At 58.9% G+C, this 21,532-nt stretch carries 18 protein-coding genes; 3 read left to right on the forward strand and 15 right to left on the reverse strand.

All coding sequences use genetic code 11. The features are described from left to right. Positions 1 to 28: 28 nt before the first annotated feature. The 3 genes from SB756_RS02930 to SB756_RS02940 all read right to left on the reverse strand — a co-directional run bounded on the left by SB756_RS02930 (position 29) and on the right by SB756_RS02940 (position 3,339). Positions 29 to 1,318 (reverse strand): MFS transporter, encoded by a 1,290-nt coding sequence (locus SB756_RS02930; RefSeq protein ID WP_410910130.1) that lies wholly within the window; start codon positions 1,316 to 1,318, stop codon positions 29 to 31. 126 nt (positions 1,319 to 1,444) lie between these two features. Continuing rightward, positions 1,445 to 1,627, reverse strand: a complete 183-nt coding sequence (locus tag SB756_RS02935) for a DUF2783 domain-containing protein (RefSeq protein WP_341796054.1) — start codon at positions 1,625 to 1,627, stop codon at positions 1,445 to 1,447. 11 nt (positions 1,628 to 1,638) lie between these two features. Beyond that, the gene (locus SB756_RS02940; RefSeq protein WP_410910131.1) at positions 1,639 to 3,339 is read right to left on the reverse strand and encodes an FAD-dependent monooxygenase; all 1,701 of its coding nucleotides are present in this window, start codon (positions 3,337 to 3,339) and stop codon (positions 1,639 to 1,641) included. Positions 3,340 to 3,512: 173 nt separating this feature from the next. On the opposite strand from SB756_RS02940, the gene SB756_RS02945 reads away from it, so the two are divergent. Both SB756_RS02945 and SB756_RS02950 read left to right on the forward strand, forming a co-directional pair. Then, complete coding sequence (locus tag SB756_RS02945; RefSeq protein ID WP_341796052.1) at positions 3,513 to 3,980, forward strand: anti-virulence regulator CigR family protein; 468 nt, start codon at positions 3,513 to 3,515, stop codon at positions 3,978 to 3,980. 243 nt (positions 3,981 to 4,223) lie between these two features. After that, positions 4,224 to 4,583: a hypothetical protein gene (locus SB756_RS02950; RefSeq protein ID WP_341796051.1), complete on the forward strand. Its 360-nt coding sequence runs from the start codon at positions 4,224 to 4,226 to the stop codon at positions 4,581 to 4,583. A gap of 57 nt (positions 4,584 to 4,640) precedes the next feature. Here SB756_RS02950 and SB756_RS02955 read toward each other — a convergent pair whose 3' ends face one another. The 3 genes from SB756_RS02955 to SB756_RS02965 all read right to left on the reverse strand — a co-directional run bounded on the left by SB756_RS02955 (position 4,641) and on the right by SB756_RS02965 (position 7,411). Beyond that, entirely contained in the window at positions 4,641 to 5,099 is a 459-nt protein-coding gene (locus SB756_RS02955; RefSeq protein WP_341796050.1) for a GNAT family N-acetyltransferase, read from the reverse strand. A gap of 205 nt (positions 5,100 to 5,304) precedes the next feature. Continuing rightward, positions 5,305 to 6,069 (reverse strand): hypothetical protein, encoded by a 765-nt coding sequence (locus tag SB756_RS02960; protein ID WP_410910132.1) that lies wholly within the window; start codon positions 6,067 to 6,069, stop codon positions 5,305 to 5,307. Between the two features lie 64 nt (positions 6,070 to 6,133). Next, positions 6,134 to 7,411 carry a bifunctional O-acetylhomoserine aminocarboxypropyltransferase/cysteine synthase gene (locus SB756_RS02965; protein ID WP_016499044.1) on the reverse strand — a complete coding sequence of 426 codons (1,278 nt, stop codon included), beginning with the start codon at positions 7,409 to 7,411 and terminating at the stop codon, positions 6,134 to 6,136. Positions 7,412 to 7,641: 230 nt separating this feature from the next. Between SB756_RS02965 and SB756_RS02970 the strand changes: the two genes are divergently transcribed. Continuing rightward, complete coding sequence (locus SB756_RS02970) at positions 7,642 to 7,803, forward strand: hypothetical protein (RefSeq protein WP_410910133.1); 162 nt, start codon at positions 7,642 to 7,644, stop codon at positions 7,801 to 7,803. Between the two features lie 97 nt (positions 7,804 to 7,900). Here SB756_RS02970 and SB756_RS02975 read toward each other — a convergent pair whose 3' ends face one another. The 9 genes from SB756_RS02975 to SB756_RS03015 form a co-directional block, all read right to left on the reverse strand. Next, positions 7,901 to 10,312 (reverse strand): DUF262 domain-containing protein, encoded by a 2,412-nt coding sequence (locus tag SB756_RS02975; RefSeq protein WP_410910134.1) that lies wholly within the window; start codon positions 10,310 to 10,312, stop codon positions 7,901 to 7,903. Next, complete coding sequence (locus tag SB756_RS02980; protein WP_410910135.1) at positions 10,309 to 12,096, reverse strand: DUF262 domain-containing protein; 1,788 nt, start codon at positions 12,094 to 12,096, stop codon at positions 10,309 to 10,311. Before SB756_RS02980 ends, SB756_RS02975 begins: the two co-directional genes overlap by 4 nt. 92 nt (positions 12,097 to 12,188) lie before the next feature. Continuing rightward, positions 12,189 to 12,458, reverse strand: a complete 270-nt coding sequence (locus SB756_RS02985) for a YkgJ family cysteine cluster protein (protein ID WP_410910136.1) — start codon at positions 12,456 to 12,458, stop codon at positions 12,189 to 12,191. Then, positions 12,459 to 14,081, reverse strand: coding sequence for a hypothetical protein (locus tag SB756_RS02990; RefSeq protein ID WP_410910137.1), 1,623 nt, complete (start codon positions 14,079 to 14,081; stop codon positions 12,459 to 12,461). A 60-nt stretch (positions 14,082 to 14,141) separates the two neighbouring features. Beyond that, positions 14,142 to 15,242, reverse strand: coding sequence for a hypothetical protein (locus SB756_RS02995; RefSeq protein WP_410910138.1), 1,101 nt, complete (start codon positions 15,240 to 15,242; stop codon positions 14,142 to 14,144). Between the two features lie 99 nt (positions 15,243 to 15,341). Further along, positions 15,342 to 16,361, reverse strand: a complete 1,020-nt coding sequence (locus SB756_RS03000) for a helix-turn-helix transcriptional regulator (RefSeq protein WP_410910415.1) — start codon at positions 16,359 to 16,361, stop codon at positions 15,342 to 15,344. Between the two features lie 347 nt (positions 16,362 to 16,708). After that, entirely contained in the window at positions 16,709 to 17,479 is a 771-nt protein-coding gene (locus SB756_RS03005; RefSeq protein ID WP_410910139.1) for an SDR family NAD(P)-dependent oxidoreductase, read from the reverse strand. A 159-nt stretch (positions 17,480 to 17,638) separates the two neighbouring features. Then, on the reverse strand, positions 17,639 to 17,809 hold the full coding sequence (locus tag SB756_RS03010) for a hypothetical protein (RefSeq protein ID WP_410910140.1): 171 nt from the start codon (positions 17,807 to 17,809) through the stop codon (positions 17,639 to 17,641). 1,209 nt (positions 17,810 to 19,018) lie between these two features. Then, the gene (locus SB756_RS03015; RefSeq protein ID WP_410910141.1) at positions 19,019 to 21,463 is read right to left on the reverse strand and encodes a TonB-dependent receptor plug domain-containing protein; all 2,445 of its coding nucleotides are present in this window, start codon (positions 21,461 to 21,463) and stop codon (positions 19,019 to 19,021) included. Positions 21,464 to 21,532 lie beyond the last annotated feature (69 nt).

The following is a 21,532-nucleotide window of genomic DNA, read 5'->3' on the forward strand; positions in this document are numbered from 1 at the left end:
CGGGTTTATCGAGGCGGCCAACCGCCGGCTACAGCTTTTGTGCATGCTTTGGAACTGATGCGGGCGAGGGCAGGGGCAGCATGAAGGTCAGCAACGCGCCTATCACCAACAGCACTGCGGCATAGAGAATCCCGGCCGTGAAACTTTGGGTCAGGTCTTTCAACCAGCCAACCACCAGCGGGTTCAGCGCCGAACCTGTGTTGCCGAATGCGTTGATCACCGCAATGCCAATCGCACGCGCCTTGAACGTCAGCGCCTGGTCCGGGGTAGTCCAGAATATCGACATGGCGGTGTACGACCCCGTGGCCGCCATGCAGATGCCGCACAGTTGCACCATCGGGTTACCGGCATAAGCGGCAAACATCCAGCCGGCAGCGGCCATTAGCATGGGCAACACCAGGTGCCATTTGCGTTCCTGGCTGCGGTCGGAATGCAGCCCCCATACCACCATGCCGATGATGGTGCACACCTGCGGAATCATCGCCAGAAAGCCAATGGTGCTGTTGCTGCTGTCGGCGGCACTGATGCTCTTGATGATCAGCGGCGTCCACACGGCGATCATGGCCAGCGTGTTGACCAGGCAGAAATACACCAGGCTGAACATCAGCACCGTGGGTGAGAGCATTTCGCGCAGCAGGCTGCCGGGGCCGTCCCCTGTTGTGCGGTTGGAAGGTGGGGTGTCTGCGGCCAGGGCATTCTGCAGATGTTGCTTGTCTTCGCGGCTCAGCCAGCGGGCCTGCTGCGGCGTGTCGTTCAGGTAGCAGAACACCATAAAGCCCATGATCACCGAAGGCATGCCCTCCAGCAGAAACAGCCACTGCCAACCGTGCAAGCCCCACACGCCATCCAGGCCCAGTATCAGCCCCGAAAGCGCCGACCCGAAGCCTGCGGTAAACGGCATCGCGATCATGAACAAAGCGTTGGCCCGTGCCCGATAGGCCGCCGGGAACCAGAACGTCAGGTACAGCAGCACACCGGGCAGAAAGCCTGCCTCCGTGATACCGACCAGAATCCGCAGCAGGTACAGGCTGCTGGCATCGGTCGCGAACAGCGTCGCGGTCGAGGCCAGCCCCCAGGCGATCATCAGGCTGCCGATCCATTTGCGTGCACCAACCTTGGCCAAGGCCATGTTGCTGGGGATACCACAGGCGATATAGGCGATGTAGAACAGCGTGGTGGCCATGCCGAACTGGGTACTGCTCAGGCCCAGGTCACCCATCATGGTCAGGCCGGCAAAGCCGATGTTGATCCGGTCGAGAAACGACAGCACAAAGCACAGGAACAGAAAGCCGAGCAGGCGCCTGGACACTTTGCGCATCACGGTTTGCTGGGGACTGCTGGCGGTTTTTATCGTTGTAATGGGGGCAGTGTTCTGATGCATGTGGGCGCCTGATTATTATTGGTTTCAGCGGCACCGGCTCCGGTGCATTGGCAAGGGCAGGTACTACAGGTCTTGAAGCGCGCACTGGGCAAGTTCGGTGAAGGCTTGGGCATCGCCAAGCGCATGGGCGCTGAGCAGCGCCAGCTTGGTCAGGAACAGCTCGGCCTTGGCCGGTGTGGCCTGGTCCAAAGCGTCTGCCAGTATGTCGTAAACCACTTCCAGGTCTGTTGCGGTCAGGGTGTTCATGGCGCTTCCTCTCAGTGCTTGCCCAAGGCAGTGTCGATGGCGGATTGCAGTTGTGCGGCCGATACCTGCAGCCAGCGGGCGCAGATGTGCTGGTCTGGGCGCACCAAGTAAGCGCCATTTCGGGGGATGCCATACTTGGCGGCGATGCGGCCGGTGGTGTCGTCGATCAGTTGGTCTGCCCCGGTGATGATGGTCTGGGCGTTTTGCGCAATCGCGATGATCTGCAAGGGCACGCCGCTGCTGCGAATGGCAGTCGCCTGCTCGATCACGTCACTTGGGATGCAGTCACTGTCGGTGAAATAAAGCAGGTAGAAGCAGGCACCCAAGTGGTCGAACAGGTAGTCGTCTTCGGCCAGCCTGATGTTCAGCAGCGGGGCGCCGTTGCGCGGGCCGGCAGTGAAATGCTCATTGTCGTCAGTTGCACAGTTGAGCACCGAGTCCGCGTAGTCGTGTGGCCGCGAGGTGCGCCAGTGGTACAACGGGCGGACGAATGCCTGGGTCAGCGACAGCGACAACACCGCATCGCGTACCAGGCGGTAACCCGCAGTGGGTGGCGCCATGAACCGGGTGCTCTTGCCGGCCTCGCCGATGATTTCCCGCGCCGCACTGACGCGTTCGGTGGAATAGGACTGCAGCAGCTTGGGGCCTGCCAAACCCTTGAGGGCGAGGGCCAGTTTCCAGACCAGGCCATGGCAGTCCTGGAACCCGGTATTGGCGCCACGCACGCCGAAAATCGGCAACAGGTGTGCCGCGTCCCCGGCAAATATCACGCGCTTGTGGATGTAATTCGGCAGGGTCAGCGCCCGGGTGGAATAGACCGAGCTCCAGTCCATTTCCCACTGTGGGTCTTCAACGCCAAGCATGTGTAGCTGGGCATTGATGCGTTCGCGCAGTGACTCCGGCTGCAGCGCCTGTTCCGGGGTTTCGTTTGCGGGCAGTTGGTAGTCGATTCGCCAGATATCACCTGGTTCGCGGTGCATCAATACCGTGTTGCCCGGGTTCCAGTCCGGGTCGAAATAGGCCAGGCGCTCGGTGGGCAGGCCCAGGTCGATCTTGATATCAGCAATCACGAAGCGCCCTTCGTACGCGGTACCCTCCAGTTTCAGCGCCAGCAGGGTGCGCAGTGTCGAGCGGGCACCGTCCGCCGCTACTACCCAGTCAGCGTCCAGCTCATAGCTACCGGCTGGGGTATCGATGCTCAGCCGGGCGAAGTCTTCATGCTGCGCCAGGCCGTTTACGCGGTTGCCCCAGCGCAGGTCTACCAACGGATCAGCCTCGGCGGCCTCGACCAGCAACTGCTCCAGGCAGGGTTGTTGCAGGTTGGTCATGGGCGCGTAGCGGTCGTCAGGGTCGTGTGGGCTTTCCATACGGAACACCAGCTGGTTGCGGTAAAACGAATTGCCACAGCTCCACGGCAAGCCAAGCTCGCAGACCCGCTCGGCGACACCTACCTGCTGCAGGATTTCCATCGAGCGACGGGTGAACACGATCGCCCGGCTGCCCTCGCTCACTTGCCGTTCCGCCGCCAGTACCACGCAGGCTATGCCATGACGGGCAAGGTCCAGGGCAGTGGTCAGGCCGATCGGGCCGGCGCCTACCACCACTACAGGTTTGCGTTCAACGCGGGCGGCCCCGACGCTGGCCGTATGGGCGGGGAAGACTTGATAGTTGAAATAGAGGGAACGACGCGGCTCGCTATGGGGCTGATGCATGTGGTGCACATCCTTATTTTTGTAGCTTTTCAGGTGTGCAAGTGACTGTACTCGAGGCGACAGCCAGCGATGTCCCCTTGAGGGGACAACTGCTATTTCCACGGCCTGCAGAGCGAAGCAGGCGCTGCGCACTGTCTATAATGTGGGCAACTCTTCGCGCGACGGATGCTCACATGGCCAGATCAACAGTCCTTACAGCTGTTCTCACCTCATTGGCCTTGGCCTTTGGCCCGGCGCTCGCTGACCCGGGTAACGGCAAAGGCCAGGGCCAAGGTCAGGGGCACGGCAAGGGCCAGGCTCAACACTCCCAAGGCCAGGGTAATGCGGGCGGCCACAAGCAGAGCGCTGGCGGCAAGGACTGGCACGGCGGCCCGTCCATCGACCGTGGTGATGTGCTGGGCATTCTCGGTGGGCACCGCAGTTACTGGAGCCCAGGCCCCGCATTGCCTCCAGGTATTCAGAAGAACCTGGCGCGCGGCAAGCCCTTGCCGCCCGGAATCGCCAAAAAACTGGATGGCCGCCTTTTGGGGCAGCTGCCGCACTATGACGGCTATGAGTGGATGCAGGCGGGCGCGGACCTGATTCTGGTCGCTGTGGCGACCGGGATCATCTATGAGGTGTTGAACGGGGCGTTCGACTAGGGCCGCAGGCTTTTGAACTGAAACAGGACGAACTCGCCCTGCACGAAGCGGCCCTTCACTTGATGGTGCTGCACTTGGGTGATGGTGCAAAGAGCCTGGTCATGCCGCCCGCTTGCAACCTGGCAAGCAAAAGCCGCGAGCCCGGCCTTTTGCACCACCGGTCGAACACAAGGCACTCTCGCCAGCGGATTTCTCTCTGAACAACAAGCGCACCATCGCTGCGCTGCAATCAGGAGAACACCCATGGCAATCGACCACAATGGCCCGGACTCGCCGTACCCGGGGCCTACGGAAAATACCACCGACGCAGGGGGCCACGGCTCGGGCCTAGATCAAGCCGAGTCCGAGCCCAAGCAAGGCGTCGGTGAAGCCTGGTCCGAAAAGCGCCCGGTAGACTGGGACCCACCTCCCGGCAATCCCGGCTCGGACCAGGACGGGCAGCTCGACCGGGACAACGGTACCGCAAGAACCAACGATGAGCAGGCGGGTGCAGGTGATGGAGAGGTTCCATTACCCGCAGATGATGAAGGCCCGATTGAAGAGGAAATGAAAGACGTGCAGGCCAATAACTCGGTATCCGCCGAGCATCCTCAACCGCGTTGATGGAATTTGCCCTACAGGGCCTGATGCCAACAACTACAAGGCGTCCAGGCCCTGCCATCATGGCTTGATCAGTTGCTTCTCCATGATGATCGTGCGTTCATCCCCGTGGTATTCATCACGCACTTTGCTGTACCCCAAGCGCTTGTAGAAACCCTGCGCCGTAATCGAAGAGGGCACTCGCAACCGTTGTGAGCCACGCATCAGCGCCTGGTTTTCGACTGCCAACATCAACTTCTCGCCGAGACCTGACCGCTGATATTCGGGGGCGACGAATACGCTTCTGACTACATCGTCTGCAAGGCTGGCAGTAGCCACGACCTCATCATGATCGGCTGCAACGAAGATCAGGCGTTTCTCCAGCAGGCCAGCAATGCCCGCTTCGCTGAACGATTGCTCGACCCTGGCAATGGTCGCGGTATCGTAGTCCGCTGCATTCGTTTGCCGCAGGGCAGCGATGATCACTCGGCTAATATCCGCAGCATCTTCTGGTCGCGCCCTGCGAATCTGATACTTCATGGGGTTACCTCAATTCATTGATCTGGCACGGCCACCGTGGGGGCGGGTTTACCCGCGAAGCATCCTGCGCGGAGTATGGCACCGGCTGCGCCGGTGTTCGCGGGCAAGCCCGCTCCCACAGGTATGGCGCCAGGCTCAGACGTTGCACCGCCCCTGTGGGAGCTGGCTTGCCTGCGATGGGCTGCGCAGCAGCCCCTCTGGCGCATCAACGCCGTCGTAATACGGTAGCCAGCCCAACGGTCAGCACTACGGCGCAAAGCATGGCCAGCCCGATGGTCAGGCCAACGCCCCACACTTCGAGCAGCGCCGCCAGCACAAGATAAAACGCGATCACCCCCACCGCTCCGATCGCATTGCCCCGCACCATCGCTACCATCCCGGCCCGCCCGCCTTGTACATGGGCGAACACCATCAGCGGCCAGGCAATCACCGGTATCGGGGCGAGCATCCCGCTGGTCGCCGGGCCCAACCAACTGGCCAGGCTGGTGATCATCATCAGCAGGCAAGTAGCAGACACCATGCGCAGGGGGATCTCCCAAAATCGCTGACGGGTGCGGCTCAAAGTGTCGGGCTTGGGCTCACGGCCGCTGGCGCGTATCAGCACGCCGATCAGCACCAGTGCCACGGCAATCGACAGGTACAGGTTGCCCCAGTGGGTAAACGCATAGGCGGCCACGCCATAGCACAGCAACGCCAGCAGCACGGCTACGGCGGTGCCGAGCCTGCGCGTGGCCAACAGGTAGAAGGTGTAGGTGGCCTGCACCGCCGCCAAGCCGCCCAGTGCGCCGGGTATCGCGCCCAAGGCGAAGGCATTGCCCTGTTCCAGGCACAGGAAGGTCATTACCAGTGCCGAGGTGATCGGCAGGCCGGACAGCAACCCACCCAGCAAACCGCCCCAGCGCCGCGAGGCGAGGGAGATGGCCCACATCAGCAGGGGGGTGACGATAAGTTTCAGGTAGAACAAGGTCATTGCGGGTGTATCCAGGCTAGATGACGGTGCGCCCGCCGTCGGCATTGGGTAGGGCGCGGATGATTCACCCGCGGCTGGCCTCCAGGGCCTGGGCCAGGTCGGCGATGATGTCGTCACTGTGCTCGATGCCGATCGACAGGCGCACCATGTCCCGCGGTACACCGGCCTTTTCCAGCTCCTCGTCGTTGAGCTGGCGGTGGGTGGTGGAGGCGGGGTGGCAAGCCAGTGACTTGGCATCGCCGATGTTCACCAGGCGCACCACCAGTTGCAACGCATCGATGAAACGCGCACCGGCAGCCTGGCCGCCCTTGATGCCGAACGACAGGATCGACGCCGGCTTGCCGCCGGTGTAGCGCTGGGCCAGTTCATGCTCGGGGTGGTCGGGCAGCCCGGCGTACTTCACCCAGGCCACCTGCTCGTGCGCTTGCAGGTAATGGGCGACCTTCAGCGCGTTCTCGGTGTGGCGCTCCATGCGCAGGGCCAGGGTTTCCAGGCCTTGCAGGATCAGGAAGGCGTTGAACGGCGACAGCGCAGCGCCAGTGTTGCGCAACGGCACCACGCGGCAGCGGCCAATGAAGGCGGCGGGGCCGAAGGCTTCGGTGTAGGTGACGCCGTGGTAGGACGGGTCGGGGGTGTTAAGCAGGGCGAAACGTTCCTTGTTGTCGGCCCAGGGGAACGTGCCGGAGTCGATGACGATGCCGCCGATGCTGGTACCGTGGCCGCCGATGTACTTGGTCAGCGAGTGCACGACGATGTCCGCGCCATGTTCGAACGGTCGGCACAGCACCGGGGTAGCCACGGTGTTGTCGACGATCAGCGGCACACCGTGGCGGTGGGCGGCTTCGGCCAGTGCGGCGATATCGACGATATTGCCGGCGGGGTTGCCGATGGATTCGCAGAACACCGCCTTGGTGCGTGCGTCGATCAAGGCTTCGAGCGCAGTGATGTCGTCATGGGCGGCGAAGCGGGTTTGAATGCCCATGCGCGGCAGGGTGTGGGCGAGCAGGTTGTAGGTGCCGCCGTACAGCTTGGCCACCGAGACAATGTTGTCACCAGCCTCGGCGACGGTCTGGATGGCGTAGGTGATGGCCGCCATGCCCGAGGCCACCGCCAGCGCGCCAACCCCGCCTTCGAGGGCTGCCATGCGCTTTTCGAGTACATCGTTGGTCGGGTTCATGATGCGCGAGTAGATGTTGCCGGCCACTTTCAGGTCGAACAGGTCGGCGCCGTGCTGGGTGTCGTCGAAGGCGAAGGAGGTGGTCTGGTAGATCGGTACGGCCACTGCCTTGGTGGTCGGGTCAGGGCTGAAGCCTGCGTGGATGGCGAGAGTTTCCAGCTTCATGCAGTCGGTCCTTGAGCGTGGGGTGGAAGCGTTCGAGCATGCGGCGGTGGAGGGGAGTGGGTCAAGGACGCTTTACGGAGGCAGTCTCTCGCCTCCGCTGCGCCGTGGTGCCTGCATCGACTGTAAAGATATGCAAAGTTTCCCCGGGCCATCATGCCGCAACTCTAGAATCCGCCGGCTGCCCAACCGGCTACTTGCAGGCAGCAGACCTAACCCTGTGGAGCGTTCCAATGAAGTCGAAAGATCTTTTCCGTGCAGCCCTGGTTGCAGTGCTGGTATCCACCATGTCAGGTTGCTGGATGTTCATGCCGCCAGGTGGTGGCGGTGGTCATGGTGGTGGCCACGGCGGTGGCGGTGGCTTTGGTGGCCATCAGAGTGGTGGCCCGCGCTGAAGTGACCTCGCGGTAAAGCACAATGCTTCGGCCGAGTGTAAAAAGGCACCCGGCACGAGAGCATTTTTTACTGCTTTTCGCTTCGTGACATCAGACCTTACGCGGTATCGGCAGATTGTGCCTGCATCGCCTTAATCGTTCGAGCCATATTGGACAGCGTTTTGTGGATGTGTTGTCGTGGGACGCTGAGTGCTATTGCCTCTTCTCTGTTCTCAAAATTGTAATTATCTAGCAAAAGTTTTTTTATTTCGGGTAGAGGCTTGAGACGCTTGAGGGAGAGATGAATCTCAAAGTTATCAGATGAGGAGATAACTATGAACTTTATGCGATGCCCTCGGTGTGAAATGGCGAGCTCGACACCGGGCTGGTATTCTGCGCCACTCACCGAGCTATATTCAAGCACTTGTAATGGCGCGAGCTTCTTCTGCAATGCTGGCACCTGGAGCTGAATGTGAAGGTCATAGCTATACAACTCAGCGTGCATGCCGCTCATGCGGCTTCGCCTCAGCAAATAGATTTCGCCGTTTTGCCAGCGCAAGGCGCGCTCATTGCAGTATGCGAATACTTCTGGCCTACACACCATGATCTGGCGCCATGACTCCATCTCTTCAGCATTGGCCATAACTTCATCCAGCTGGGGCTCTAGCGGGTTGCGAAGGTCAATCTGCTCCAGCAACTGATGCAGCAGGATGCGTGCCTCTTTTTCATTCTGCCCGGCTCCCCCGCGGAGCAGTCGCTTCCAACTGGCTTGATCAGAGGCTGAGTTGCTTAGGAACGAGTAATTTGAGCCGCTGTGCAATAGGTAGTCGCCCTGCGACAGCAGCGCACGCTCCCACCGGAAGTCAGGCAAGCTGTTCAGGCCACGGGCATTGAACATGGCTTCTGCCTTGCCCAAAAATTCAGAGAACGCTCCCTGAAGCGCTTTGTGTTCTTTTGTTGACCAGGCTGCTACTTCAGACTTCTCTGACTTGGCCAACGTACCGCTGAAGTCCAGCAGAAATTCGATCTGCCCTTTGAAATAACCATGCTTTTCCGCTCGCTCGATAAGCGGAGGCCACCCTGCATGAGCCCGCAAAAGTTTGGATTTGAGTTGCTCTTCACTAATCTGCTGATGATAAAAACCTGTAGTCGGTTTTTCAGTGCCAGCAAAGAAAGCGCCGATTTCGTCAGCATGGGGCAGAAGGCACTGCACTGCCAGCATACTGCGCTGCATGTCAGCAGGGCGCTCATAGCTGGTGTTGATCGACAGGTTGTAGATTATCCGCATCCATTCCCGCAATGCCTGCGGCTCAGGCGCTCCATCCACAGCGCGGAGGAATGCAACGTATGCGAATAGTTGCACCAGATCCGTATATGCCAGGGCTGATGGATCATTGACCAACCGTTGGAAAATTGCGGCTTCGTTGAAGTACGGGTTTTCCGGGAGTAGTGGTGTGAAGCGATTGCCGTCAGTGCTCCAAGTTTCAAGCAGTAAAATCAAGGTGTCGGAGAACGCCCGCTCCAGCCATTTTGCCTTGTGGTAATACGCGTATGTCGATTTCAACGGCTGGGTTCTGAAGGTGCTGATGTCCTCCAGATAGTCAGGTGATACGGGGTCACGACAAATGAACGCCACAGCATGGAAGAAATTCATGATCGCATCGTCGAACAGGTTGGTTTCCTTGTCGCGATACGCCCAGAAAAAATCAGCCCAACACGTGTCCATGCGACGAGCAAAGTAATCGGCGACTGAAAACGCTCGGCCGCTGATCTCGCGGCTCTCGTACTCATACTGCCCTTTGAGGTCATGCTCGTAACGGGCCTTGAATGTCTCGAAAGCGGTCAACGGCTTACCGCGAGCGTTCATTTTGATGTACAGGTCATCGGACAATCCGAAGTGCTCAAGGTCAAGCAACTGGAAAGTGATTACCGGTTGCTGTTCGTCCATCAACCGTTGGTAGCCACCTCGAACATCGCCGAAATGCTCGTGAATCGCTTTGAGCATGGCCAGGCACGACTGGATGGTCGGGTCCAGGCGCCAGTAACGGAAGTACCAGGCCTGGTTAGTTACCAGCTTGTCCAGCGAAGGATTGTCGATGGTTTCACATGCTGGCCAGAAATTCACTAGTTCATCGAAAAACTCGCTGCTGCTCGGGCGAACACTGTAGGTAAAGCGTGAGCGATTACCTTCGCAGAACACTTGACGGAACTCAGCTTCGCAGCCGTCGCGCCAAGCGAGGTACCAGTGCAGCAGAAACAGGGTAGTTAGCCGTTGCTGACCATCGAGCGGTAGAAACTTGGTCCGGCCTTCAAGATCAAGGCTGCCGTAGATGAAGTCCAGGTTCAGGGGAAGGGCGGGATTGCTCGGTTTCAGCGCAAAGGCCTGCTTGAGGGTAGCGAGGAACTCTTCGCGCACACCCTCAGCAGCCGCGCGACCCTGAGCATAATCACGCTGAATCATGGGTACCTGAATGCGCTGATGGCGGTTGACCAGTTGTTTCAGGGAAATTTGAGTGCCGGATTCGCTCATTGAATCATCTCCTGGGTTGCACTGAAGAAGCCCACCAGGGCCCGGTTGATTTCGGCCAGATAGGCGTCACGGTCTTCCTGGCTCCAGAACATCACGTTGTCAGCTTCCGGGCTGTAGCATTTGAGGAATACATTGCGGGTACACAGAGGGACGAAAATTCCCGACTGGTCCAGGGCCAGCAACGCTTTGCGCTTGACCGCAAAAACGGCGTTCTTGTAGCTGCGGTTGGTGCCTTTATCCAGTAAGGTCAGGTTGCCAATGCCGTGCTCGGTCGGCGCATCTTCCTTTTCCTCAAAGAAGGCCAGCAGTTTGTTGTAGAGCGCTTCAAAGGCTTCGTCCGACTCCTTTTTCTTCGACCTCCTGATGAAGGCTTCAATGCTGACCAAAAGTTGGCGTTCTTTGTCACCCGAATTTTTAGCTAACAAATAACCTGAGCACAGAGTAAGCCAATTCACTTGATCATGTGTTCGCACAGGACGGCTGGAAGCGACTGAGCGCACATGCTCAATGTCCCACTCACCGTTTTTGAAACTGTCAAACTGGAAGCGCATGTTGCAACGTGGGCTGCTCAGCAAGGTGGCCAGATTGAACAGCAATAAAAGGGAGCGAATTTCTCCCGAGTGAGGGCCATATTCCAGCTCCTTCAGACGTTCGCTTACGCACAGCTTCAGTTTATCGGGCGTTAGTGCATCAAGGTCCTCGTCACCGATTGCGTGAGCAAACACTTCTTTTCGCAAGCTGCGCTCGAACGTGCTTTTGGTCGTCTTCTGCGAGAGCTTGCAGATACGCGCAACGTCCATGCCCTGATGGATCAGAAAACCGACGATGTGATATAGGGTGCGGTCTTCAAACCACTCCTCAAGCATCATGAAGGTCTGCTTGATGCGCAGCCATTCTTCAGTCGTTACGTCAGCAGCTTTCAGCTTTCTGCTGTAGGCATGGAAGATACTGTGATCATCCTCGGCAGCATCCTGGGCCGGGCCCTCTATCTTGGTTACCAGTTCAAACAAAAAACCGATGCGGTTCTGGGGTCTGCTCTTTTGGTTACTGAGGAAGTACCAGAACTCATCTGCCTGCAGCGCTTTTTCCAATTGGTCCCATTCGTGGGCGATTTTCAACTGCTGGGCAGTCGCGTCGTGCTCACTCGCATCACCACGCTTGAGGAACAACGCGCGGATCAATTCGTCATCAGTCAGTGGAATCTTGCCTACGTTCAGGCGGGTGAACGCGTCCACCGCGTTGTCCTGGTCCGCCAGTTCGAACCAGATAACCCGGGTTTTGTTCAGCAGCGCAGACTTGATTTCGTCCACTTCATGACCACGGCTGCTGAACCAATTTTCAATAGCCTTGATGGCACTGCGGAGATAAAAGTAGTCAACATTCTCTTCGGCAGCAGTGTCGTCCGGGGCATCCAGAAACGCCAGCAGCTGGGGGCGGGTTTCGTAGTCGAGGGTGTACAACTTCTGCCTGTACTTCTCCGACAGCCGCTCATTAAAGTGGCGGAGAATCAGCAGCAGTGTCGTCAGCCGCTGTTGGCCGTCAACCACTTCGAGTGGTCCATGCTCGGTGGCCTTGATGACCAGCGGTTGCAGGCAGTAGAAGTCTTCAGGCTGTGGGTTGCGACGCTGGCTGAACTCCCGGATGTCATCCAGCAATTGCGTCACTTGCAGGGGTTTCCAGCGATAGCCGCGTTGATAGGCGGGGATCCAGAACTGTTTCGGATTGCCAGTTTCGTCGGTAAGCAGCTCATGAATAGGTTTGAGGCATAAATCGGAATGGTTCATTCGAGTCCTTTCAAGGGATAGCCCGAGGGAGTGCCAGTTGTCAGGGCAAAGAAGGGAAATCACAGCAGAAATATTTGCGCACCTAAGTAGCATCACTGATGTGATTGCGCTTCCAGTACCTTACAGACCTGAACATTCAGCTTCACAAATTCGTCCCAGCCATACTGGCGGGCATAGTGCAATTCGTATTGCCGATCCACCCGACAGATTTCGGGTCTGTCTTCGTAGATCGTGCAGCGTTTACTGGGTACATCATGATGCCGGCAGGTACCGTCCCCCCGGTCGAGGAAGCGCGTTTCCTCGGCCAGGTGAACGTTGCGGCAGCACAGGCCGCACTGATTACATGGGAAAGGCTGCATCATTTAAACCAGTGAGGCCAACCAGTCGCGAGTGCTCGCACTGTTGCCCATTTCGAAAGGCAGTTCGATGTTGCGTTTGGCCACCTCAGCTTTCAGCACCATGCCGCGTTGCAGCTCATCGTTGCATGCCATCAGGGTGAGCGAGAACGCTTCAAGTTCATAAGCATCCAGGTTGAACTCAAGCCTGCTGAGCTCGGTCAGGTAGCGGTCCAGCTCTGCGTTCACCGACTCGAAGTGCTTCACTAGGCCGGCATGCGGCATGATTGACTCGATGAAAGCCCAGAGCTTCTGGGCTACTGGGCTATGCAGTAGGAAGTAGTTGAGGCCTAGGGTGACCACGCCAGTGACCAAGGCACTTGCGAACGCCACGAGTTCACCGCCGAACGGGAAACTACACAGAGGCAGCAGTTGGGCATGTACCATGGTGCCCACCACGGTGGCTGCACCAAGGGACATCAAGCTGGTAACGGCCTTGCAGAGGTCGACGAAGCTCAATTGCTCCGGGTTGAAGATCATCAGTTTGATCGCCTTGACCAACTGGCCCCAGACTTCGCGGATAATTTTGACCGCCATGACCTTGGTCGTGGCGAACACATTGAACAGTGTGGTGGTTGCGCTGGCCATCACACCAGCGAAAACGCCGTCCTTGAAGCCAATGAGAAAGTCTGTGAAGCGTTTCTGTACGCGTGCCCAAACGCCTTTCAAGGTGTCGTTGACGCTGTCGATGAACGTTTCGAAGTCGAACTTGTGCTTGAGCTTTTCAAGCAGCACCGGCACCTGCCCGCGCAACTCGAACCAGACTTCGGCCAGCACCAGGCCAAGCATCTGGCGCGCACCCATTTTCAGGCCGGCCTCGAGCGACGCAGAGGCACTTTGCTTCAAGAATTTGCTGCTGGTGTAATAGGTGCGGTTGATCTGTTCGTTGTAGGGGGCACGGGCAGCTTCGTCCCGCTTGCGCATTTCATCGGGGTCGATGGCCTTCAACGTTTCGATCTTGTTTTCGTCTTTGCGAATCTGATCTTCAAGCACGCGTGCATTGTGCTGTTGTTCTGGCGTGTTGCGTGGCAGGGCGGCCAGGCGTGCCCGGTCTTTTGCCAGTTTGCTCTCGCTTCTGCCAATCAGGTTGGGCAGGTCCCGCAAGTAGTCGTTGATAGGCGTCTGGCCTTTCGACTTGTTGATGCTTTCGTGGGTTGTTTGCAGGTTGCTGCTTTGGTTTGCCAGCTCCACACCGTCCAACCCGGCCAGAACGCGGCCTGCATCGTCATGTATTTCCTTGGCACTGATGACGTGATCAAGGTTGCGCTTCTGTGCCGCTGTCAGTGTGGCGTTGCGGTAAGGGTCGTGAAGGTCGCCTGCGAGGTGAGTCGCTTTATCTCGGCGCCCGGTCGCGATGTAGTTTTCGTGCTGGTGGTACGGATCCGGGTTGTAGTCGCCGCGCTGTTCGAAGCTTTGTTTTTCCTGCTCCGTTGCCCATACACCATTGCGGGCATTATGAACGGTGTTCACGTCACCGCCGTGCTTGTCCTGGAACAACAAAAAGTCCAGGCCAAAACTGGTGGCCAGGCTGTTGACCACAGTTTTTTCGAGCTCTTCAGCCCAGGGATAGTCTCGCGCTGCGGCGTGCATATTCAGATCCATGAAAGTCGAAAAGGGGACTTGGGGAGGGCGAGCCCTCCCCGGAGGGTGTCAGGCTGCTTCGAATTTCTCGGCTTCAGCGCTGGCATTTACCATCACCTTATCGAGTTCGGTCTCGTTCAGGACCATCGAGCCGTCTTTGTCCAATTCCATGGTCGGAACGCCGTCTTTATCTTTGGCGACTTGGCCGTTGACTTTCTTGAGCTTGAAGATAGGCGTGGTGATCACGTTCACCAGGATGGCCGCCAGCGCATAGCCGTTCTGAATGGTGAGTACGATCGAGTCATTGTGTTTGGCCATTTCTGCTTTGACATCGACATTGCGGCCTTTAAGGTCCTGCAGGAAGTTATCGATGTCTTTCAAACTGTCGAAATACTGGTTGAACTGGGCATAGATGGACATCAGCGAACGACGGATCTTGCGTGAGTAGTGCTCGGTTTCACCCAGCATATCAGTGGCGCGAGTAAGCTTGCCGACAGCTGCGGTAACTTCCAGGTCGGCTTTGTGAGCGTTTTTCAGCGCTTCTTCGCCATGGCTGTTGTAAGCCCAGCCGGCAATCGCCAACACAGGGGCGGCCACCGCCGCGCCCAGAATTGCAGTGCCACCTGCCATGCCCAGGCCACCGGTAGCCAACGAGCCCCCACCAATGGCGGCCAGGGTTGCGTTGGTAGCAGCAACACCAGTCAGCGAGGAAATAGCGGTACCGGTCGACGCCGCACCCAAGGCCATTACACCACCATACACGGCAAAGCCAGCCGCAGCGCCTGCGGTGCCAGCGCCCGCAACGGTACCGAGCACGCCAACGGCAGTGAAGCTGTAATTATCGACTTTTTGCAGGTTGTGTTTGGGAATGTTGACTTCAAGTTTGTGCTGGCGGCCGGCGTTTATCTGGTCCAGCAGTTTGTCGGCCAGTACCTTGAATTCGGCAAAGCTTTGACCGATTTCCAGTTCCTTTTTCCCCAAGGCTTCGAGTGCAGAAGTGGTTTTGCTTTCCTGTTCGTCAAAGACGTCTTTCTTTGCCTCATAGCGTTCTTGGGCAACTTTGACGATTTCGTCGGCTTCCGAATGACGCTGGTATCCGTCGTAGCCTTTCTTGGCTCCGTAGGCTGCTGTAACCAGAGCGGCGGCACCGAGGATGAGAGGAAGCGGCATGGCAATGTCCTTTTTGTAGATATCGATATCTGTCTAGGTTTGCGCCCCGTTTCATCAAGCTGGGGCGCGGGAAGTTGGCATAACGTATTGCGAGGGAGGTCAAGCGGGGCTAGCCTGCAGGTAAAAAGATTGCATCGAGCGCAGGCGCTTGCGGATCTCGTCGACCCACACCTGTGGGGCATGCACACGAATGTTGTCGTTGAGCGCGAATATCCACCACAGTGTTTCCCGATCCAATGGCACTTTGGCGCGCAAGCGTTTCCAGTCCTCAGAGGGAATGTCGCTCAAGTCCTGCTGGAGGCTGAGCGGTGTCTCGTGCAGCAACGTTGCTATCTGTGGATGGACATCGGCAATCAGTTCGACATGGTGGTCGGCCTGGCGCAGGTGGAACACGCCGCTGGCGATGTAGTCGTCGACATCGAAGCTGCTGTGAAACTCTGCAGGCTCACTGAGCATTTCGATTTGCTGGATGCGATGCAGCGCAAACTGCCGTAGGTCGCTGTACTCACCGACCGTCGCAATCAGGTAACTGATGGCATGGCGCGAGACCAGCCCGGCCGGATGCAGGCGAAAGGGTTTGATCGAATTTTTGCTGCGGCTTCGGTAGCTCACCTGCAGTTGGCGACGTTCCAGCAGTGCGCTGGAGACGTGTGCCCAAACCTCTGGCAACACTGCGGCAGGCATCAAGGTTTTGCCGTTGGGCAGTGCACGGACGCGCCGGGACCAGTCGGCCAGGCCGTTGGCGCCTACACCCTGCAGGTAGTTCCGAGCGCGGCGGAACTGTGGACCCAATTGGTCCAGAACAGTTTGCGGCAACAGGGTATACAGGTGGTTCTCGGACAGGTACAGCGCCAGCGCGGTAGGTGCATCCATGTCTTGCAACTGCAAGGGAGCGTTACGAGTGAAGCTCCAGCGGAAAGGCATCTCGCTGTCGTCACACACCAGGGAAAACGGAATAGACAGCCGATTCAAGTCGCGTTGAATGGAGCGCAACGTGACCGAAAAGCCTCGATCACGAAGCTTCTCCAGCAGCGTTGGAGTAGCAATCCGCTGTGGCTCGGTCGGAATTAGACGGAGTAAGGCGAACAGTCTGAGCAGCGTGTCCTTCGCTTGTGACATGAAAACAACCTTGTTCTGGATCACCGGGGGGCCGGTACGACTTTTGGCTGTGCGAATCGTACCGGTGAATGGTGGCGATATGCTAGCCTTGATGGCGGTTTAATGGCGCTTTTTGGCGTCAATATCTATAGCCATTGGTCTTGCCCAGGCTCCGCAGGCTCACTGCCTCTGCTCATTTTTGCGCTTGAGCTCACCGTACTCGCGGTACCACTCGTATCCGTTCTTTACCACCACGGCAAAGCCGATGACTGCAAACAGGTCTTTCATGTTCATTCCTCTGGCTGGGTAGCAGTAGCTTTTGCCAAGAGGGCGACAACCTGTGTCGCAGGGGGCCATGACTTACTGGCTTACCATTCGATTCGCTCGCCATCCCACCCCCAAAAACTGCCACTCTCCGACGGCCCAAGCCGCCCCACCTGTTCGATCACACACCGTGCCGCAAAACCCGGTTCAAACAGCTTCCCCTCCGGCACATTCCCTTGAAATGGCCGCGACAGCTCGGTATCGGTAGTCCCCGGATGCAGCGCCAGCACCGTGGCGTTCGGGTTCAGGCGTTTCAGTTCGATGCTTGCCGTGTGCAGCAGCTGGTTCAGCGCTGCCTTGCTGGCGCGATAGCTGTACCAGCCGCCCAGTCGATTGTCGCTGATCGAGCCAACCCTCGCCGACAGGGCTGCAAAGGTGGCGGGCTGTTTGCGCAGCAGTGGCATCAGGTGCTTGAGCAACAGGATCGGTGCGAAGGCATTGGTGACGAAGCTGGCCTGCAGGCTGGTGAGGTCCAGTTGGGCCAGTGATTTCTCGGCTTTGGTACCCTCCTGGTGGAGGATGCCGAGTGTGCTGATAACCAGGTGAAGGTGCGGGCAGGCAAGGCCCACCTCGCTTGCAAGCGCAGCCAGCGCCTGCTCGTCGCGAGCATCGTAATCCAGCAGTACCACGCGTTCGCCATGTGCCTGGGCCAGCGCAAGCAGGCCGTCAGCAGTGCGGGCGTGTCGCGACACAGCCCAGACCCGGCTTACATCATCGCGGGCCAGCAACGCCGCACACAGTGCCAGGCCGATACCTCGGCTTGCACCACATATCAGCACGTGGGCATTGTCAGATAATCCGGGGATCAGGCTCATTGGGTGCCCCTCGTGTTTCGAATGAATCTAGCCCACCGGCATGGTCTTTTGTTGTAAATATGCGTTCTAGCTCGGGTTTTCGGCGCCGCTTTGCGGCCCATCGCGACACAAGACTGCTCCTGCAGGCGATCGCGATTCCTGTAGATCCTCCGTTGGCGGTCAAGCTTTTCTAAGGTAGTCAAAGCTGAAAAGCTTGGCCGTATCAAATGGTTCACCGGTGCGGATATCCCCCATGGCAATTTTGCCGGCAATGGCCCAATCGGTCAGGCTTGCCATGCCCTTGTAGGAGCAGCCTTGTGCTGCGAAGAGGCCGGCAAGGCAAAAGATCATCTTCGCCCGCTATGGCCACTTCGCAGCACAAGGCTGCTCCTACAGGTACTTTGCATGGCTTGAAACCAGTGCCTCCTTGGCCCGGTTCAGCGGCTGGATCAGGTAATTGAACATGGTCTGCTCACCGGTGCGGATATCCATCTTGCCAATTTTGCCGGCAATGGCTCATTTGCTCAGGCTTGCCATTTCCTTGTAGGAGCAGCCTTGTGCTGCGAAGAGGCCGGCAAGGCAAAAGATCATCTTCGCCAGCTATGGCCACTTCGCAGCACAAGGCTGCTCCTACAGGTACTTTGCATGGCTTGAAACCAGTGCCTCCTTGGCCCGGTTCAGCGGCTGGATCAGGTAATTGAACATGGTCTGCTCACCGGTGCGGATATCCATCTTGGCAATTTTGCCGGCAATGGCTCATTCGCTCAGGCTTGCCATTTCCTTGTAGGAGCAGCCTTGTGCTGCGAAGAGGCCGGCAAGGCAAAAGATCATCTTCGCCAGCTATGGCCTCTTCGCAGCACAAGGCTGCTCCTACAGGTACTTTGCATGGCTTGAAACCAGTGCCTCCTTGGCCCGGTTCAGCGGCTGGATCAGGTAATTGAACATGGTCTGCTCACCGGTGCGGATATCCATCTTGCCAATTTTGCCGGCAATGGCTCATTTGCTCAGGCTTGCCATTTCCTTGTAGGAGCAGCCTTGTGCTGCGAAGAGGCCGGCAAGGCAAAAGATCATCTTCGCCAGCTATGGCCTCTTCGCAGCACAAGGCTGCTCCTACAGGTACTTTGCATGGCTTGAAACCAGTGCCTCCTTGGCCCGGTTCAGCGGCTGGATCAGGTAATTGAACATGGTCTGCTCACCGGTGCGGATATCCATCTTGGCAATTTTGCCGGCAATGGCTCATTCGCTCAGGCTTGCCATTTCCTTGTAGGAGCAGCCTTGTGCTGCGAAGAGGCCGGCAAGGCTAACGATTATCTTCGCCAGCTATGGCCACTTCGCAGCACAAGGCTGCTCCTACAGGTACTTTGCATGGCTTGAAACCAGTGCCTCCTTGGCCCGGTTCAGCGGCTGGATCAGGTAATCGAGGATGGTCTGCTCACCGGTGCGGATATCCCCCATGGTAATTTTGCCGGCAATGGCTCAATCGGTCAGGCTTACCATTTCCTTGAGCGGCCTTGTGTCGCGATGGGCTGCGCAGCAGCCCCGGTCTGCAAACGGTGCATATCAGAAGTTGTAAGTCAGCCGGGTGAAGTAGTAACCCCCGGTAAAGCCATAAGGCGAATAGGCCCCATACCCCTTGGTCATGGTCTTGCTGCTGGGGTTCTGCCGTTCCGGGTATACATCAAACAGGTTCTGCGCCCCCACGGCCAGGTTGAGGTCTTTGGTCAGTTGGTACCCTACGTCGATATCGGTGATCCAGCGCGCCTTGTACTTGCGGTCCAGGCTGCGGTCGGTCGCCGAGTTCACTTCACGCCACGAACCATAGCGGGTCAGGGTGAGGTTGCTGGTCCAGCGCTCGTGTTGCCAGTTGGCGCCCAGAATCAACTTGGTGTGCGGCTGCACCTCAGTCAAAAAGTTGCGCGCCTGGCGGTCCATCAGGCTGTAGTCCGTGCCCTGGATGGTGACGTTCTCCTTGTAGCTGAGGATCTGCGTCTGGTTCCAGTTGAAGGCAGCTGTCCATTTCAGTTGCCCCCAGTTGCCCAGGTTCTGGTCGAAATTGCCGACCAGGTCCAGGCCCTTGGTGCGGGTGCTGGCGCCGTTGGTGAAATAGCGTCCGCCAGAGGTGGAGTCGATGCCGTTGTCCAGCAGCGCCTGCGTCACTTCGTCGCCCAGCAGGGTGCCGGTGAGCGTGATGCGGTCGCGCACATTGATCACATAGGCATCCGCAGTAAACGACAGCTGCGGGGCAGGCTGGTAGGTCAGGCCCAAGCTGTAGTTGGTCGAGCGCTCGGGCTTGAGTGCGGTGGCGCCCAATGCCTTGGCTGCCGCCGAGTCCACCGGCAGTACGCCGTAGTTGATCGACTGGTATACGCCATTGACCACGCCGTAGGTGGTCGAGCGGGCGCTGAACAGGCTGTTGGCCAGCGAGGGTGCACGAAAGCCGTTGCTGACCGTGGCGCGCACGGCCAGCTCGGGGGTGAAGTCGTAGCGGGTGGTCAGCTTGCCGCTGCGGGTGGCACCCACTCCACGGTTGTAGTGTTCATAGCGCAGCGCGCTGCCCAGGTACCACTGCGGCAGCGGGTTGAAGCCGACGTCGATGTAGCTGGCCACACTGTTGCGGCTGGTGCTGGTGGCTTCGTCCGGCGAGATGCCGTTGGTGACCTGTGCACCGGAGGCGGCGCAGTCGCCGGGCGCACGGCAGTAGCCGCCGTTGGCCCACGAGGCCCAGTCGCCATCGCGCACCTGATAGGTATCACGCCGGTGTTCCAGGCCCCAGGACAGGTCAAGCGGCTTGTCCAGGCCGATGTCGAAGCTGCGTTGCAGGTCCAGGTTGCTGGTCAGCTGTGTGGCAATCCAGGTGCCCGATTCGAAATGGTTGGGCGTGGCCTCGCCCAGCGAGGCGTTCTGGTTGTGCGTGGTGCCCTGCAGCGCCTCGTTGCGCCCGTAGGTGCTGGACAGGTCCCAGGCCCATTCCCCGGCATTGCCCTTGGCGCCGAAGGCGCCCTGCACATCATCTTCCTCGATGAACCAGGTGGGCGTGTAGCCACTGGGGTAGCCGTTGGGGCCGGTGGTGATGGTGTTGGTGATGGTCGGCAGGCGGAAGTTCTGGCCCTGCTCGGCCTTGCGGTGCGAATAGGTGGTGAAGGAATACAGGGTCAGATCGTCGCTTAGCGGCAGTTCGGCGTTGTAGCCCAGGGTCAGCAGGTTGATCTTCGGCGTGCCGTAGCCGCCGTAGGTCGACTTGCCGGCCTTGTCGAAGGCTTCTGCATAGCTGTAGCCGTTGGCGCTGGCCTTGTTGTCGTCGTTCTGGCTGCGTGCATCCAGGGCCAGCTGCACGATGCCGCTGTCACCGACCTCGAAGCCCTTGTTCAAGCCTTGCTGCACGGTCTGCTTCTTGCCGTCGTAACCTTGGCCGATGTTGGTCACCGAGGTGCCAGAAGCGTCGGCCTTGAGGATCACGTTGATCACCCCGGCGATGGCGTCGGAGCCGTACTGGGCAGCTGCGCCATCGCGCAGCACTTCGACGTGGTCGATAAGGCTGATGGGGATCAGGTCAAGGTCGGTGGGCGCTGCGCCCGCATGGATGCCGCTGATGTTAAGGGTGGCGCTGGTATGGCGGCGCTTGCCGTTCACCAGTACCAGCACCTGGGCCGCATTCAGCCCGCGCAGGCTGGGCGCACGGGCCATGCCGCTGGCGTCCCAGCCGGTTTTTTCCGGCAGGGTGAAGGATGGCACGGTGGCGCTGAGGGCTTCCATCAGGCCGGGCTTGCCGGTTTGCTGCAGTTGCTTGGCGCTGATCACATCGATCGGCACCGGGCTGGTGGTGACGGTGCGTTTTTCCGAGCCGCGGTTGCCGGTGACGATCACGGTGCCCAGCTGTGACGGGGCCGTGGCCTGGGCAGCGCTCTCGGCAAATGCGTCAGGCGCGGCCAGGCCGGTGGTACCAAGGGCCATGGTCAGCAGTGCGGGTTGCAGGCGCGGGCTGGGCAGTTTCAAGGCGTGAAGCATGTTCGCTCTCCATGAGCGCTGTCGAACAGCGGGTGCACAGGGGCCGCCCGCCGGGTGGCCCCGGCAGGC

The organism is Pseudomonas sp. SIMBA_068 (assembly GCF_046534705.1).
Taxonomy (GTDB): Bacteria; Pseudomonadota; Gammaproteobacteria; order Pseudomonadales; family Pseudomonadaceae; genus Aquipseudomonas; species Aquipseudomonas putida.

Bases quoted from the DNA above. Each gene is read 5' to 3' on its own strand.
- SB756_RS03005 (WP_410910139.1), bottom strand. From the start codon at position 17,479: ATGAGCCTGATCCCCGGATTATCTGACAATGCCCACGTGCTGATATGT.
- SB756_RS02940 (WP_410910131.1), bottom strand. From the start codon at position 3,339: ATGCATCAGCCCCATAGCGAGCCGCGTCGTTCCCTCTATTTCAACTAT.
- SB756_RS02935 (WP_341796054.1), bottom strand. From the start codon at position 1,627: ATGAACACCCTGACCGCAACAGACCTGGAAGTGGTTTACGACATACTG.
- SB756_RS02975 (WP_410910134.1), bottom strand. From the start codon at position 10,312: ATGAGCGAATCCGGCACTCAAATTTCCCTGAAACAACTGGTCAACCGC.
- SB756_RS02985 (WP_410910136.1), bottom strand. From the start codon at position 12,458: ATGATGCAGCCTTTCCCATGTAATCAGTGCGGCCTGTGCTGCCGCAAC.
- SB756_RS03010 (WP_410910140.1), bottom strand. From the start codon at position 17,809: ATGATCTTTTGCCTTGCCGGCCTCTTCGCAGCACAAGGCTGCTCCTAC.
- SB756_RS03015 (WP_410910141.1), bottom strand. From the start codon at position 21,463: ATGCTTCACGCCTTGAAACTGCCCAGCCCGCGCCTGCAACCCGCACTG.
- SB756_RS02930 (WP_410910130.1), bottom strand. From the start codon at position 1,318: ATGCGCAAAGTGTCCAGGCGCCTGCTCGGCTTTCTGTTCCTGTGCTTT.
- SB756_RS02945 (WP_341796052.1), top strand. From the start codon at position 3,513: ATGGCCAGATCAACAGTCCTTACAGCTGTTCTCACCTCATTGGCCTTG.
- SB756_RS02950 (WP_341796051.1), top strand. From the start codon at position 4,224: ATGGCAATCGACCACAATGGCCCGGACTCGCCGTACCCGGGGCCTACG.
- SB756_RS02965 (WP_016499044.1), bottom strand. From the start codon at position 7,411: ATGAAGCTGGAAACTCTCGCCATCCACGCAGGCTTCAGCCCTGACCCG.
- SB756_RS02990 (WP_410910137.1), bottom strand. From the start codon at position 14,081: ATGCACGCCGCAGCGCGAGACTATCCCTGGGCTGAAGAGCTCGAAAAA.
- SB756_RS02995 (WP_410910138.1), bottom strand. From the start codon at position 15,242: ATGCCGCTTCCTCTCATCCTCGGTGCCGCCGCTCTGGTTACAGCAGCC.
- SB756_RS02960 (WP_410910132.1), bottom strand. From the start codon at position 6,069: ATGACCTTGTTCTACCTGAAACTTATCGTCACCCCCCTGCTGATGTGG.
- SB756_RS02970 (WP_410910133.1), top strand. From the start codon at position 7,642: ATGAAGTCGAAAGATCTTTTCCGTGCAGCCCTGGTTGCAGTGCTGGTA.
- SB756_RS02980 (WP_410910135.1), bottom strand. From the start codon at position 12,096: ATGAACCATTCCGATTTATGCCTCAAACCTATTCATGAGCTGCTTACC.
- SB756_RS03000 (WP_410910415.1), bottom strand. From the start codon at position 16,361: ATGTCACAAGCGAAGGACACGCTGCTCAGACTGTTCGCCTTACTCCGT.
- SB756_RS02955 (WP_341796050.1), bottom strand. From the start codon at position 5,099: ATGAAGTATCAGATTCGCAGGGCGCGACCAGAAGATGCTGCGGATATT.